This window comes from Pandoraea pulmonicola, from assembly GCF_000815105.2.
GTDB classification, from domain to species: domain Bacteria; phylum Pseudomonadota; class Gammaproteobacteria; order Burkholderiales; family Burkholderiaceae; genus Pandoraea; species Pandoraea pulmonicola.
In genome coordinates this window covers 1,711,302-1,727,127 of sequence record NZ_CP010310.2, presented here as the reverse complement: position 1 = coordinate 1,727,127, position 15,826 = coordinate 1,711,302, and the positions used below count along the sequence as shown (strand labels likewise).

The 15,826-nt window shown below is 67.7% G+C and carries 5 protein-coding genes; all 5 read right to left on the bottom strand.

Annotated features, from left to right (window positions below):
* Positions 1 to 29: 29 nt before the first annotated feature.
* The 5 genes from RO07_RS07540 to RO07_RS07520 all read right to left on the bottom strand — a co-directional run bounded on the left by RO07_RS07540 (position 30) and on the right by RO07_RS07520 (position 15,790).
* Positions 30 to 12,182 carry a filamentous haemagglutinin family protein gene (locus RO07_RS07540; protein ID WP_052267103.1) on the bottom strand — a complete coding sequence of 4,051 codons (12,153 nt, stop codon included), beginning with the start codon at positions 12,180 to 12,182 and terminating at the stop codon, positions 30 to 32.
* A gap of 215 nt (positions 12,183 to 12,397) precedes the next feature.
* Positions 12,398 to 13,441: a FecR family protein gene (locus tag RO07_RS07535; RefSeq protein ID WP_072636982.1), complete on the bottom strand. Its 1,044-nt coding sequence runs from the start codon at positions 13,439 to 13,441 to the stop codon at positions 12,398 to 12,400.
* Positions 13,442 to 13,532: 91 nt separating this feature from the next.
* A complete protein-coding gene (locus RO07_RS07530) occupies positions 13,533 to 14,099 on the bottom strand; it encodes an RNA polymerase sigma factor (RefSeq protein ID WP_052267101.1) in 567 nt (188 codons plus the stop codon).
* Positions 14,096 to 14,818, bottom strand: a complete 723-nt coding sequence (locus RO07_RS07525) for an STN domain-containing protein (RefSeq protein WP_052267100.1) — start codon at positions 14,816 to 14,818, stop codon at positions 14,096 to 14,098. Before RO07_RS07525 ends, RO07_RS07530 begins: the two co-directional genes overlap by 4 nt.
* Before the next feature lie 255 nt (positions 14,819 to 15,073).
* On the bottom strand, positions 15,074 to 15,790 hold the full coding sequence (locus RO07_RS07520) for an RNA polymerase sigma factor (RefSeq protein WP_072636981.1): 717 nt from the start codon (positions 15,788 to 15,790) through the stop codon (positions 15,074 to 15,076).
* Positions 15,791 to 15,826 lie beyond the last annotated feature (36 nt).

The window sequence follows — 15,826 nt, the reverse complement described above, 5'->3', positions numbered from 1 at the left end:
AATTACATAGGGGCACCCCCCCTGGACGCTCAGCGGTCCGCCTGCAGCTGCGCGCGCTCCGCGGGCGTGAGCAACGACATCGCGCGGGGGCTGAGATCGGCACCGTGCCCCACGATCTGCACACGGTTGCGCCGGTCGTAGGTGCTTGCCTGCGATCCCGCCGCCGACCCGTTGCCGTCCTCCTGCCCGCCGCCCGCCGCCGCGCCGCGATCGCCCGCCCCGCTTACCGTACTGAGCATGCGCACGGTAAAGATCGACGACTGGTTCTGACGCTGCGCGACGCGCTCGCGCGCCATCGCATCCTGCGCGGCCGACGCCGCCTGCGCCGCCGTCGCGCTCGCGTTGGTCAGCGCGCCGACGTTGACCGCCGCCACCACCGGCAGCCCGACCGACTTGCCCTGCACCTGCACGTTGGCCGCATTGACCACCGCCAGCGCCGCGAAGTTGACGTTGCCCGACACGCGAATCCCCGCTTCACCGGCATCGATGGTGCCCAGCGGCGCCACCAGATCGACGTCGCCCGGCTTGACCTCCGGAATCGGGTTGAGCGTGGCGATCCCCGCGCCCGAGCTCGGCACGTTCGGCGAGAGCGTGACGTTGCCCCACGCGTCGTAGACGCGCTTGGGCGGCGTGTAGAGCACCGTTGTCTTCGAACCGCGGCCCGCGTTGATGTCGCCCTCGGCCGACCAGCCCTGAATGGCTCCGCCGAAAGTCGTCATCACGCGTGAAAGGCCGAGCAGGATGCTGCCCTGACTGTAGATGCGGATCGCCCCCTCGCCCTGCGTGAGCAGGCCGGCGGGTATCGCGCCCGAGGCCGTGGACGGTGTCACGCCCTCCACCCCGAGCGTAGTCTGCCCGGCCGGCACGAGCAGTTCGATGTCGCCACCGGAGACCGTGCGGATCCCACCATTCGACGACGCGCCCTGGAACAGCGTCAGACCGCCGTTGCGGGCAACCGGCTGCCCGTTGGCATCGGTTTGCGGGAACAGCGCGGCAATGGCCTCGCGTCCGCGCAGGTAGCTGCCGTAGCGCTTGCCCGACGCATCGTTGTACTCGCGACCTGACGCCAGCAGTTCCGCGTAGTAGACCTCGCGCACCATCACGCGCTGCTGTTCGGCCGGCAGCGTCAGGAACCACGCGAGCGCGGCAGCGCCGCCCTCGCCGGTATAGCCGAAGCGCGTACGGAGCCAGTCGAGCAGTTCCCCATCGTAGGTCTTTGCCACCTTGCCCGGCTGCGAGGCGAGCGGCTGCGACGCATCGGCGAGGTTGGCCGGATCGAAGTAGCGGCGCGCGAACGCTGTCACGTCCGTCTGCCCCTGCCCCGGCGTACCGGCGCCGAGTCCTGCTTGCACGACGATGCTCACGCCCGGCCGCTTGTCACCCGCCACAAGCGGCCCGAAACTCGTGAAGCCGGCGACGTTGCCGAGATAGATGTCGCCGCCGGCGGAGACCTCGAACGTGCCCGGGCCCGCGATGGTGAACCCTTTGTTGTTGTACAGGCCGTAAAAAATATTGCCCGCAGCCGCCATCATCGACACATCGGATTCGCGAGTCTGATTGATCAGGCCGTTGGTGTTGACGATGTCTCCGCCCGCCTTCATCTGCACCGGCTTCGACGCCAGATAGTTGGAGACATAGCCCGTCGGGGTGTAATACGTACGAATCTCGCCGATGCCAACGCTCTGGATGCTGCCGTTCACGGCATAGAGGCGCGACAGCGTGCCGTTGCCGTCTGCGCTCGTGTCGGTCAGCGTGTTCGGGCCGAATATCGCGAGTCCGCCGCCGAGCCCCGTGTATGCGCCGTAGTTCGGGCTGTAGCTGGTGCTGTAAATGTTCTCATACGAAAAACTATCGTGGTCGGTTCCGCCGCCCCAATAGTTCGACGAGGCCGCCGTCTGCCATCCCGGCTGGGCTAGCGTCACCAACGATGACAAGGACGTGCCAAGCGTGCCGAACGGCGACGAGGTGTTGTTCACATTATTGCGAGAGACGGCCGACACACCATCTCGGGCAAGAAACTGGAATCGTCCATCCGGTGAAGGCATGAGGTAGTCGTAGTACTGCCGCGGTGCGAAATAGATGCTGCCCCCTGCGGCCGTCACGTCCAATATCGGCGGGAGATACGTTGTGGTACTGAAGCTGCCCCCCGCATTGCCCAGCGGCGACGCATTGCCGCCTGCCGAGAACAGCGAAATCGCGGTGTCGCTCCGCCACAGCGTGAACCAGCTCGCCGCGTTCGTGCTCGCGCCGGCCAGCGTGGCCTGCGTCTGCACGCGCTCCTCGGCGCGCCCGGGGTCGACGACCTTGCCCATCACGACATCGCCCAATGCCTGCAGGACGACGTTACCGTCGCCGGGTGCGACATCCGCTCCGTTGCGACTCAGCGCGGAATATGGCGTGTGGCTGTTCAGGCCGCGCGGGTCCGATTGTATGGCGACGCCATAGTCGCGCAGCAGCATCGCACCGATATTGCCGTCGGCAGAGAGCTTCGTGTCGCCGCGAACATCGGCATAGAGGCCGCCGAAGATGTTCCCTCCGGCCGAGACGTTCAACGACCCGCCGCCGGTTTGCACGATCCCGGCGTCCGTCACGCGGCCGGAGCCGCCAACCGCCACGACCACATTGCGCGCGGACGTTGCGTCGTCCACGCCGATATTGCCGCCCGCACGCACTCTGACGGCGCCCCCGCCGAGCGCGCCCATGCCCGAGAACGCCGACAGCCCCAACGTCGCGGTATAGATGTCGCCGTCGAATGCATAGGTGCCGAAGTTCACCGCCCATGCGGTCGGCTGGCTGATCGGCGCGCCGCCCTGGCGCAAGATCCAGTTGCCGACCATTTCGCTGTTGGGCTCCTGCCAGCCGAGAATGTTGCCGCCCGCCGAGAGCGTGAAATCGCCGCCGTCCTGCGTGTACCACATACGCTGAGCGTTGAGCGTCGCCTCATAGCCCGAGCGCGCCGGCGTATTGCTGCCGAGATAGGAACCATCCGGCGCCAGCGCGCGGGGAGCATTCCATACCGTGCCCGCGCCAGTACCGGCCACCGAAGTGCCCGCAGTGTACACGCCGAACGGCGAGAGCTGCTGGTAGTCGCCCGCGGCATACAGCTCGAGACTCCCGGTGCCGGTGCGCACGACGCTGATGCCGGCGGCCGGGTTCCCGAGTCCCTTGCCCTGCATGTTCACGGTGAACGGATCGTTGAGCACGATGTTGCCGCCCTGCACCACGTTGTGCACGGCACGGGAATCGGCGCTGGCAAGATCGCTGCCGCCAACGAGCCGCATCGACCACGATTGCATGCCTGGGTCCAGCATCGGCGCAATCGCCCAGATCGGCCGTTCTCCGACCTGCGCCTGCGCGGTCGAGACGTACATGCCGGTGGGCAGAATCGCGCCCTGTGGGAGGTCGAGCGGCGCCGTGAGCGCGTAGTTCCTGATCGGCGCAACCGGTGTATTGGCAGGCCACTGCATCTCGGCAAGCCTCATCACGTACGACCCGGTGTCCGAGAACTGGATGGCGTTCATGCCCGCCTTGAGTATCGTCCCCGGCGGCAGCAGCAAGGCCGTCACCCTGCTCCCGACAATGCCCACCAACGACGACGTATTTGTACCGGCGACAATCCGGTAGCCGCCAGGACCGACCACCGTGCCATTGGTCATTTCATAACCCTCCGGCAGAATCATGTCGGCCGTGGTCACCGCGTTCGCTTTCAGTCGGTTCCAGCTTCCCCCGAGCACCACGTCGATGGGCAACCGGTTCGTATCCGACAGGTAAAGTTGCGTGTCTGCGGGCAAGTTCAGACTGAAATTGAGCGTGCCGGTCGTCGGCAGCTTGGTTCCCACGCCGAGCGTGAGGCCGCCGGCCGCCACCGTGTACGGACCGGTGAGCGTGACGGCCGAGAGCACGGTCTGGTACACCGCCCCGTCGGGCGACGCCACCGGCAGACCGAATCCGTCGGTAATGCTGCCGTTCACCTTCAGGTCGCCGCCCGCGCGCAGCACGAGCACACCCGGCTCACCCGAGCCGCGCACGCCGGCCACCACGCCCGGGCCGTATCGATAGCCCGACAAGTCGAGATCGCCCTTGGTGTTGAGGTTCGTCGCGCTCGTGATCTCGACGCCGGGTCGCAGGTGAAAAGCGTCTCCATAGCCGGCGAGCCCGGCAAGACGCGCCTGTAACAAGGCGTTGCGCGTCGCATTGTCGATGAACTGACGGCTGCGGGCGTCGATCTGAGCAAGCCCCACCACGCCGTCGCTGCCGACCGGCGCGCCCGAGGCGTCGCCATTGTCCTGCGTCACCGTGCCGTTGGCGTCGGTGGGCGAGTACTTCCAGAAGCCGTTCACGGCGATGCTGCGCGCGCCGAGAATGTCGGGCCGGGCCGACGCATCGATGCGAATGTCGCCGCCCGTCTCGTCCGTGCGCGGTGCGTTGATGTCGATCTGGCCGCGCGCCACACCGTCCGGCGAGCGCATGTCGAAGCGTGCGCCGCTGCCGAGCCGCACGGTGCCCGACGTCGACGTGAGCGCAACGTGGCCCCGGTTCGACGCGTCGATGCTCGCGCCGTAACTGTCGGTCACGAGCCGGTCGGCATGCGCGTCGAGCACCGCGCCGCTGCCGAGCGTGAGGTCGCCCAGCGCCGAGAGAATGATAGTGCCCGGCGTCGCCCCCGAGGCATCGATCGTACCGACGACGGCGAGGCTGCCGTTGTCGGTCGAAATGCTGACGTTGCCGGCGCGCACGCCGTCGCCCACGGTGAGATCGCCTTGGCGCAAACGGAATGCGCGCGAAGCGAAGAAGCCGCCGTCGTTGAGCGATCGATTGAGCGCGGCGAAGCGATCGCCGCCCAGCATGCCGACGTCGAGCGCAAACTGCCCGCTCGTCTGCCCCTGCCCCGACGTGCCCAGCACACTCGCGTCGATAGTCACCTGCCCTTGCGGCGCACCAAGGCTGAGCAATCCTGCCGCCGCGTGCGGCGACGAGACGTCGACGACGGCGCCCCGTTGCAGCGCGATGTTGCCGGTCGTGCTCGCCAGGAGCACCTTGCCGCCCCAGCTCGGTTGCGTCACATCGAAGAAGGCCGTATCGCGACCGGCGAGATCCAGCTTCGCTTGCGTGCCGATGACGATCGCCCCATCCGCATCGATCGTGAGCTTGCCGCTCGGCAGCGCCACGGCGGTTTCGACATCGACGCTGCGCCCCTTGAACGCCAACGACGCGCCGAGATCCCGCACCGCGGCCGTAGACGCCTGGCTGGCACCTGCGAGCGACGCCAGCGTGATCGCTCCGCCTGCGTTGTAGCGCATCGACGAACCGGCCTTGCCCGTGACGAGCGGCGCGACGATATGCAGATCGCCGCCGCTGCGCGAGCCGTCGGCGGCCTGAGTGCCGCCCACGGTGAGCGTGCCCAGATGGTTCGCCGTCACCCGGTCGGAGGCTTGCAGCGTCACGTCGGAGAACCCGAGGGTCAGACGATCGAGCGCGGTCTGACGTTGCGCCTGGCTGAGATCGTCGTAGCCGAACTCGATCGTGCGGGCGTCGATGACGAGCTTGCCGGCGCCGGTGCCGGGCCCGCCGGCGACCACCGGGGCAGGCGCTTGCGAGCCGAACGGACTGTTCGTCGTGCCCGAACCGGTCGAGATGCCGTTCCACAGGAAATGCGACGTCGACAGCCGCACGACGTCGCTGCTGCTGCCCAGCCCGTAGAACGCCGGCGAGTTGAACACCATCCGCACCGGAGAATCACCGGTATCGAGCGTGGCCGTACCGAAGAAGTTGAATGCGCCGCCGGCCGTCAGCGTCAGGCGTTCGAGCGCCGGAACGCCCGACGACGCGGAAGGACGCAAGAGCGTATCGAGCACGTTCTGCGTGAGTTTCCAGCCGGCCGGTGCTGTCGCCATCGCCGCCGGGTCGCCAATATTGATCTGGTTCTGCGACACGGTCAGGTAGCGGGCGCCGAGATTGACGTCGCCGAGCGACAGCGCCCCGGGTGCGGCAAACGCGAGGGTGCCGCGTGTGAGCAACGACGCACCATCGCCAACGCTCACCGTGCCATAGCCTTCCGAAGGCAGAAACTCGAGCCAGCCGTTGCCGACCGCAAGCAAGGCGGGGTTGTTGCCGAGGTACTGTCCGGCAGTCAGCCCGGTGGCATAGACGTAGCCATAGCGCGAATCGATGACGTTATCGCCAAAGCCGCGCGTGTCGATGCTTGCGCCGCTCTCGACATTGACCGAATTGCCGACGAGGAACACTTGTCCGGCACGCAACGCGGCGCCGGTGCGCACCGTCACGCCGTTGTACAACAGTCCGTCGTTGCCGAAGTACAGACGTGCGCTGTCGCCCATCGTGCTCTGTCCGTCGAAGTACGTCCAGTAGCCGCCCAGCCCGAGCGAGGGCGCCGAAAAGGCGTTCAGATCGCGATCGACGAGCGAAACCATGCCGGCCGTCGGCGCCGCGCCCGACGTGCGCACTTCGATCAACGATGCGCCGCCCGTGACGAACATCGCGCCATCCACGCCCGTCACCTCGGGCGTCTGCACACCGCCGAAGCGGACGGTGCCCGCGAAATCGAGGGCAGCCCCCGGGGTCGTGGCGGGCTGGAACGCGATGTTGAGCAGCTTGCCATCTTCGGGCAGGCGCGAGCGCACCGTACCGAACTGCCTGGCCTGCGCGAGCAGGAATTCGGTGAAGGTCGTCTCGTTGAATTGCGAGAGCTTGCGCACTGCCGCGCCCGGCGTGACGATCAGGCGCGTCAGCTGGTCGTCGTACTGCCCCGTGCCCGCCGTACGCTGCACGCCGGCGGCCGTCCACGAACCGTCACCCGTGGGCATGGCCGGCAGGCTGGCGCCCTGTCGAAGCGCGACCGTCCCGGCCAGTTCCACACGGTAGGCGCCGGGCATGAGTGCAAAGCTGGAGGGCATCAAGGTGTACGTGCCGGCGGGCAGGCCCGGCACGCCGTCGCCGATTGTGATCTGCTTGCCGACGGCGGGGTCGCCCGCGCCATTGTCCAGTACGACGGGCGCGTATTGGCTCTTGTAGCCCGGAACGATGGCGTACACCCGGTTTCCGGCCGAACTGTAGACGTTGGTCGCGGGGTTCGCATTGATGAGCGGCGTGGCCAGCACGTTGACGGAGCCGCCGCGTCCTGAAACAAAGCCTTCGCCATGCAGCGTTCCGCCGCCCGACAGGTCGATCACGGCGCCGGCTTCGCCGACGAGGTGCGCCGCGCCGATATTGACGCCCGTGACGAGGACACGCGAGTCGGCGGTCTTCGTGCCGCTCCCGTCCCCACGCGTCACGAAGGTGTCGGCGAGGTTGTATTGCGTCGCGTACCGGCCGCCGACGTTCAGGCCGTTGTAAGTCACGCCGTCGGTCGTACCGCCGTAGGGCATTTCGAGCCCGGCAGCGCTCACCGACGTCAGGCTACCGTTGCGCAGAATGACCGTCGGGTCGGTCTGCACCGCGCTCGGCACGCCGTTCTGGCCGAGCAGCAGGATCTGTTGCCAGTCCGTGCCCAGATTGCCGCCCACGGTATTGAGCGAAATCACGCCGAGCGGCGCACGCACCACGCCGCCCTGATCGATGGTGCCGCCCATCAAGATGAGCTGCCCGAACACCGAATACGGCACGTCCGGCGTACCGGCGCCGTTCGAGCGGATCGTCAGACGACTGTCCGGCGCGATGCCCGTGTACCGGTCGCCCGCGATCACCGCGGCGTAGGCCGACGAGACCGGATACACCTGCGCCGCCGTGAGGTTGATATTGCCCTGCGCGTTCAGGCCGCCGGCGAGACGAATGTCGCCGCTGCTCACCAGCGACAGGTCCGCAAAGCCATCCTGTGGCACAAAGGTCGAAGGCGCGGGCGTACCGGCGATGTTGCCAACGCCTTCCCACGCCGACGCGCCCGAGACCACACGTCCGGCCACGTCGATGAGGTTGCCCGAGAACGTCAACGCACTGCGGCCTGCCGACGCCTGCCCCGCGCGCAGACTGTAGATACCCGGCACGAACGTGTTGTTGTCGAGCATCGTGGGCGCGTCCCACGATCCGCCGTCGAGCCGGATGTACGGCGCGGCGATCCGGACCTGGGCGTCCGGCGTCTGCCCCGAGACGGTCAGCAACCCGCCCTTGAGATTCACGCTGCCCGCCAGCGATAGATCGAGATTGCCCTGGAACACGAAGCGATCGTGCGTGGAGAGCACGAGATTGTCGAAGCCGCCCGCATGGAGCCTGTCCACACCAATGATTGCCTTGCCGTATTGCAGCGGACTGGTCGAAGGGTCGGGGCGCGGTGCGTTCTGCACGAGCGTGATGTCGTGCGGATTGGCGAACTGCGCGGGCAGGTTCGCCGAATCGGTATAGGAGCGCGTGTCGAAGTAGATGCCGAGCGTGCCGCCCGTCGCGCCGACACCCGTGGCTCCCGCGGCGGCGCGCAACGTGCCGTCGAGCGCAAAGCCGTTGTTCGAATGCAGCGTGATGCTGCCGCCGTCTCCGGCGAGCGTCGTCATGTCCGGCACGCTCGCCGCCGCCGTTCCCGCCGTACGGTCCACACGCGCCGCGGCACCCGAGACATCGAGCACCGCCCCTGGCCGAATGACGACATACGCATCGCTCGGGTTCACCGTGATGCTGCCGCCATCCGGTGCGACACCATACGCTCGACCGAGCGTGTCATAGGCCACGTAGGCGCGCGCGGCAGCGTCGAGCCGCGCATCGTCGCCGATCCAGACCACGCGTGTCGGGTCGTTCGCGTTGCCCACGCGGGCACTCTGACCCGTCGCGGCCAACGTGATGCTGCCGCCCCAGGCGTTGAGCGTGCCGTCGATCTTCAGTTGCCCTTCGCTGGCAAGACTGATCGATTGTTTCGGGTCCACCGTGATCGTTGCGCCGCGACCGATCGTCAGCGGCGCGAGGCCGTTCGAACCGTCGTAACCGGCACTGAGCGCCACGCTCGCACCGCCGCGCTGCGTAAGCGTCGCGCCTGGCGCGTTCTCGGTATAGCGCGGCGGCGTCCAGACAGACAGCGCGCTCATCGGATCGCCGCCGGTCGCGACATGCCCCGCAAGCTCAGGATCGGCGCGCAGAACCGGCATGATCACGTCGAGCGCCGTGTTGTCTGCGACGACGAGGCCATCGTGCGCGTTCACGCGATAGTTCGAGAAGCCGCGCTGGAAGATCGCAGGATCGAGTGGGCGCTGTGGCGACGCCGAAGCGCCCGCGTCCGGCGCCTGACCGATGGCGAGCGTTCCGCCCGTCGCGAGGCTCAACGTGCCACCGCCCTTCACGCCATAGCCGCGCACGTCGCCGAGCCACGTCAGGCGCCCCTGCGTCGCCGCACCGCTCACGCTGTGCCCTGCCTCGAGCGTGACGTCGCCGCCGGCGCCGCCGTCCAACGAGCCGTTGGGGCGCACGACGCCCCCCGACGACACGTCGATGAGCGCGCCCGTGCCGACGCCGACGTCCCCGGTACTGACCACGCTCACGTGGCCGCCACCGGCGAACGGCAGCGCCGACGTGTCGTTGCCGTCGAGCGAGAGGTTGCTCCACAAGCCCGTCGTGTCGAGGCGAACGCCCTCGGCAATCGATACCGTTGCGGTCCTATCGGCCGCCGGCGGCAGCACGCTCTCGACGCGCACACCGTTTTCGCCCACGCGTGAGCCAACGTTGCCGAGCGCGATCGTGCCGCTGCGCGCGGTGAGGCCCGCCGCCACGCTCACGTGCGGCGCATACAGCGCGATCGTGCCGCCCGGCGTCACCCTCAGCGCGCCTTCGACGCGCAGCGAATCGCTCGCCGCCGCACGAATGGCGCCGACGCCGAAGAGACTCACGTAACGACTGTCGACGGCGAGGGTCGTGCTGGCATCGTGCATGGTGGTGTCGGCCACCGGCGCGTCGCCGGTGAAAACGATCGTGCTTGCGACCGGTGACAGATTGTAGAAAACGCCCGTCGCGCCGAGCGAGGGTGTCCAGTTTGCGGCGGACTGGTAGCTGCCCAGCACCAGTTCGGCGCCGCGCGCCACTGCCTGCTGAGCTTGCGCATAGCCGTCCGCCATGGTGGCGTCGGCGGCCTTGACTTGCGACGGTCCCTGGTACGTCGCGGCAACGACGTCACCGGCGAGCGATGCCGTGGGCGTCGAGATGACGAGGCGCCCGGCGTCGCGGCCCACGGTGTAGCCGTTTTGCAGCACGCGTTGCGGCGCGATGAGCGGACTCGCGTAAGACTCCGTCGCGCTCGTGCCCCAGCGCGGGTGCAGCGCGTCGAAGCCCGTGTAGACGCCGCTGTAGGCGGTGTTCGCGGGCGCCGAATTGGCGTTGTAGATCTGGCCGTCCGCGCCGCGCAGCCAGGTCTGATTCAGGTAACCGGTCTGCACGTCGAGCGAGCCGCCGGACACGTTGATGGTCGACCCCGCCTGCGTGACGGCGTTGCCGCCGCTGAAGGCGACCGTGCCGCCCTGCGCCGCCCATTCGCCGATGCGGTGACCGATATTGTCGAGATAGCCGCCAACTTCAAGGAGGCCGCCCTGGGTGTAGTAGCGATCCTTGCCGTAGCCCCCTGTGCCGGCAGCCGCATGCACCAGCCGCCGCCGGTCGATCCAGAGGTTCGCGTTGTTGAGCGCGCCCTTGTCGCGATTGGTCGGTGCATCGCGCTGCTCATTGCCCTGCACGTTCACCTTGACGTTGTTGCTGTCCATCGACAACGACACGCCCACCGCGCCCGAGACGTCGAGTTGCGCGCCGTTCGCCACGAAGCTACGCCCCGTCGCGCTCACGGCGAGCTGACCGCCCGTGGCGAGCGTCAGCGAGTTGCCCTGGAACTCGACGTTGCCGCCGCTCACGATCTCCACGCGCGATTGATCGCGCCGGTCGTCGAGACGGGACAGGTTATCGAACAAATCGACGGGGCCCTGACGACGAATGAAATCCTGAGCTGCCGAGTCCTTGATCATGGCCGCGCGCTGGCTGTCGAGCGCCGTCGCACCGTTATCGCTGATCAGTACCGACGTCAAGGCACCGTTACCCAGCGTCACCTTGCCGAGCGTGTCACTTGCCGAGTTCAGCAAGTGGATCGTGCCGCGTGTGTTGACCGTCGTCGTCGATACCGCCACGCCGAGCTGCTGCACGTCTCGACCGGCCAACGTGACGTCACCCTCCGGGGCCATCAACAACCCCGTGTTGACGACTTTCCCCGCCGTGCTGTTTGCCACGAACTGCGGCGAAACTTCGTTGCCGCGCGTGGTGGACGGCGTGTTCGCCTCCGTGCCCACGCCCTTGCGAATCACAAAGCTGTCACCGGCAGCCAGCGCCACTTGTCCCTGCGGTGTAATGATGGTGCCTGCGTTGCTGACTTCCTTGCCTAGCATCAGCACATAACCGCCGCCCTGTGTCACCGATGTCGGCGTGCGCGTCGTAATGTTCGCGCCCGCCTGCACTTCGACTTTGCCTAACGCATCGGTGAACGTCGGCGTGGTGCCGTTCGCTCCATAAAGACCACCCGTCTTGAACTGCGCGTCGCTCATGTTCGCCGCTGCGACCACCAGATTGCGCGTGTCAACTTGACTGGTGCCGCCGAAGATCACGCCGTTGAGGTTCAGCACCAGCACCGTGCCGTCGCCGTGGATCTGCCCTTGAATCTGACTCGGCCGCGCCTGCGGGTCGTTCACGCGGTTGAGCGCCGCCCAGTTGCTTTGCTGCGCGAAGTTGACCGAGGTGTTGCGGCCAACGTTGAACGTCTCCCAGTTCAGGATTGCCTTGTCGGCCGTCTGCTGGATGTTGACGTTAGTTTTGCCGTTGGAGGTGCTTTGCGTCGGTGCTTGCGCGTTGATCCAACCCTTGGTGAGGCTGTTCGTATCGACCTTGAGGCCGCCTTCGGCGAGGCCGTCGGGGACCGTGGTGTCGCTGTTCGCCGCGGCGGCACGCGCATTGGCCTGCGTTGCCTGCATCGCCGCAATGCTCTGTGCCGCCGAGCTCAGATTCGCAATCGAGCGCTGCAGTTGCGCATTGGCCTGTTGCTGCTGCGCAGACGGGTCCATGAGCGACGTGACCGGCATGCCGTTCGGCAAACGTCCCGTCTGCGACGCCGTCGTCTGTGCCGCGCCGCGCGCCGCGAACCACGCATTGCTGAACGCTTGTTGCGCGTGGGCGCTGCTCCACAGCCCGCCGCTCGCCAGCACGACGGCCACGGCCTGCATGATCGGTGAGACGGCCGTGGCGCGTCTGCGCCCCGGGAATGGATGACGTCGTCGGTTCGTTGCTGCGCCCTGGTGCCCGCGTGTGTTCATCTGGAATTCAGCCTGTGGTGGATGCGTCCTCCTAAAGACACGCGCACTGCACAAAATCCACCAACTTTTTTGAAGCCGTTCGAACAGCATCGCATCGCGCCTCACGCCGGGCGCCAGCGCCCCCATCAACTCAGGATCAGCAGGCCACCTGGCAACGTGCGTGACGTCAGTCCGAACGAGCGCTCGATCTGGAGCAGCGCCTCGTTGAGGATGGCAATGGAAAAGCGTCCGCTCACGGGCTCGCCGCGGCGCGATTCGGCCAGCAGCACGACCCGCCCCGGGCGGTAGCGGTTGATCTCGTCGATGACCTTCACGAGCGGCGTCTGGCGAAACACGAGTTCACCGCGCCGCCACGCCGATACGGCCGTCGGTTCGACGCCGGTCACGCCACCGATGGCGTCGTCGCGATAGACGGTCTGCTCGCGCGCCACAAGCCGCCGCTCGCCGGCCGGATGCTGCACCCGCACCGCGCCCTCCAGGCAGCTCACGCACACACGACCATCGAGATAGCGCACCTCGAAGCGTCCGGCTTCCGCCACGCTGCGCCCAGCCCCGGCGACCACGGCAAACGGTTCGCGCACGGACGCCAGATCGACGGCCACCTCGCCCGCGAGCAGATCGAGTCCGTCGGTGCGTCCGTCGCGCGTCTGCCGACGCACGCTCGTCTGCGTGTTGAGCACGACGTTGACGCGACCTGCGACCGACGCCAGCGAGATGTCGCGCTGCTCCCCGGTCGCGGTACGGTAGTCCGCGGACCAGGTGCCGACCGACGGCCACAGCCCCAGCGGCGGATACACCGCCGCCACGCCGGCCACCGCGGCCGCGCCCAGTCCCACGCCGAGAAACGCGCGTCGGCTGGCCAGTACATTGCCGCGCGCCCCGCTCGCTTCGGGCCGGATACCGTGGCTCGCCAATCGCCGGTGGCGCGCGGTAGCCTCCGGGTCCGTACGCAGCCACTCGCCGATGGCCGGCCGCATCGCATGCCATTGCCGTTTGGCGTCGTCGAACGCCTCGGCGTGTGCCGCGCTCGTCCCCTGCCAGCGGCGAAACGCCTGCAGATCCACCTGGCGCACGTCGCCACCGCTCAGACGGGCGAGCCAGATCCGTGCTTCCTGATGAAGCACGTCATCGTGGTCTGCCCGGTTTCGGGTTGCCTGCGGTGTGGTCATGGCGCGGGGTCTGCACTTGCGAATCGACGACGCCGTGCCATTTCAGCGCACGACGTCGAAACATTTTCGGTCTTCATACGGATGACATCTTTCATGGCGTATTTCCACCAACTTTTTTTGCATTGGCCCGGCTGCCCCTCCCTACCGGCCCTTCGCGGCGAGCCATCTGCTCGGCGCAGAAGTCCTGTGCGCGCCGCAGCTCGTGCTCCACGACGCTGACGGTTACGCCGAGGCGCGCGGCCACGTCCTTTTGCGAGAGACCTTCCCAGCGCACGAGCAGCAGCACGTCGCGCCGGCGCTGCGGCAGCCGCTGGATCACGCGCATGAGCGCCTCCATGTCGGCGCGTGCCTGTGCCATCTGTTCCGGACCTGGCGAGGCGTCTGGCATCTCCAGAATCTCGTCGATTTCGCTGGCGCTCGCCTGCTGGCTGTTGCTGCGCAAATGGTTGATCGCGATGTTCGTGGCCATGCGCAGCAGGAAGCCGTGCGGGTTCAGTACGGTGTCCTGATCCTCCAGCCGCGTGAGCCGCAGCCACGTGTCGTGTAACGCGTCTTCGGCGAGTTCCGGGCTGCGCAGCGAGCGCACGAGGTGCCGCTTCAGGTCCAGATAGCGATTGGACAGATAGGCCATGAGGGCCAGCCGTACCTCTTCGGTCATGACGCACGGGCCCCGTGGCATGCCGGACCGCCGCGCGACGCGGGCAGGATCAGCATGGCGAACGGTTGCGGCATGCCGGGCAACGGCGGCTGCGATACGCGCACCTGCGAGAGCGTATCGACGAGCGCGCGCGCCATCGGCGTCTCGCTCGTCTCGGAGAGCACGCGAACGTCCAAGACCCGGCCGTCGGCCGCGACGCGAAAGCGCAGCAGCGCGCGATAGCGAGTCGCCGACGTGCGCGCATTGGCGCAGATCGCCTGCCAGACCTCCGTTTGCACGAGGGCGTCGTAGCCGGCGAACTGCGCGGCGGCGTCGACTTCTCCCGGCGCCGGCGGCGCGGCGTCCGGCGCGACAGGCACCAGCACGAATGTCGACACGCCCGAAGTGCTGGCCGTCTCCACCGCCAGTCCTGTCCCCTCGAGCAGACGGCGCAACGCCTCGAGCGCCGTGTACTGGCCGGAGACCGGGGACGCCGTGCGCCCGGCAACGAGCGCGCTACTGAACAACGCCGATCGTCCGGAAACGGTGGAGAACAATTCCAGTGCCATGTCGAGGGGTTGCGCGGGGATATCGAACGTGAAGCGTCGGTCGCCGGCTCGCGCGGGTGCCTGCGTCGCGGTCGTCTGCGCACGGACGAATCCGGACACGCCCAGGATGCTCAAGCCGCACACGAGGCCTGCCAGCACGAGCGCGCGGGCCGATGGCGGATTGCCTGTCATCTCGTTGGAACGATCGTCGGGGTACCAGGTGGGCTTCGAGCCGCTGTCTCGCCTGCAATGTCGTTGAATATTGTGAATTTTCAGTGACAAACGACATTCTTGCGGGACACGCACCGTCTATACGTCAGCGATTTCTCGCCTTGAGGCGGCGTATGCTGGCATCCGCACCGCCGTCGGTGGGCGCTTTCTGATTGCGGCTGAGCCCTCCTCCCAGCGCGGCGAAGGGATCTCACCGCAGGGTGGCGATGCCACGAGTCACGCGTCGGCGTGCGAACAGGGCGATTGACGGCAAGCGACAGGCGAGGACGCCGCCGGGGTGCTGCGCCTGACCGGACGGCGCGACTCGCTGATTCCGCCGATGGCCACGCGCCCGGTGCGCGTGGCGCAGTAGTCGAGCGTCTGACGCAGCAGGGTGTCGACCTTGCGCACCGACAGGCCATGCCGCGCGGCGACTTCTTCGCGGGTCAGATCGTCGACGCGCAGTTCCATGAGCACGCGCCGGTGATGTCCCGACATGTCCTCCAGCGCCCGGGCCAGCGCCGCCAGTTCCGAGCGCGCACCGGCGACCGCCTCCGGCCCCGGGCCGCGATCGGGCAGCACGTCGAACACTTCGTTCTCGTCGGCGATCGACTCCCACATGCGGCGTCCGCGCATCTGGTCGACGGCGAGGTTGTAAGCCATCCGAAATACATACGTCTCGGCGCTGTGCACGGCGTCGGGCAGCGTGGCGCTGCCGAGCCGCACCCAGGCCTCGTGCAGACTGTCGCTGGCGGTGTCGGAACAGCCGATGCGACGCGACAGGCGGCGCAGCAGCCTGTCGTAGTTCGACTCCAGGCATTCGCGCAGCGCTTGCGTCGCCACGCTCGCTCGATCCGCCCCGCCGGCGTCCGCTGCTGCCGACGCCCCCGCCACCTCCGACACCTCCGGCAACGGTTCCGCTGCCGGGCCGGCCACGCCGTATGCAGTGCTCATCTCCACGTCAGCATCTCCCCTGCCCCGGCTTCCCCG

Excerpts from the sequence above, each read along its gene's own strand:
- RO07_RS07540 (WP_052267103.1), bottom strand. The coding sequence starts at position 12,182 with ATGCAGGCCGTGGCCGTCGTGCTGGCGAGCGGCGGGCTGTGGAGCAGC.
- RO07_RS07535 (WP_072636982.1), bottom strand. The coding sequence starts at position 13,441 with ATGACCACACCGCAGGCAACCCGAAACCGGGCAGACCACGATGACGTG.
- RO07_RS07530 (WP_052267101.1), bottom strand. The coding sequence starts at position 14,099 with ATGACCGAAGAGGTACGGCTGGCCCTCATGGCCTATCTGTCCAATCGC.
- RO07_RS07525 (WP_052267100.1), bottom strand. The coding sequence starts at position 14,818 with ATGACAGGCAATCCGCCATCGGCCCGCGCGCTCGTGCTGGCAGGCCTC.
- RO07_RS07520 (WP_072636981.1), bottom strand. The coding sequence starts at position 15,790 with ATGAGCACTGCATACGGCGTGGCCGGCCCGGCAGCGGAACCGTTGCCG.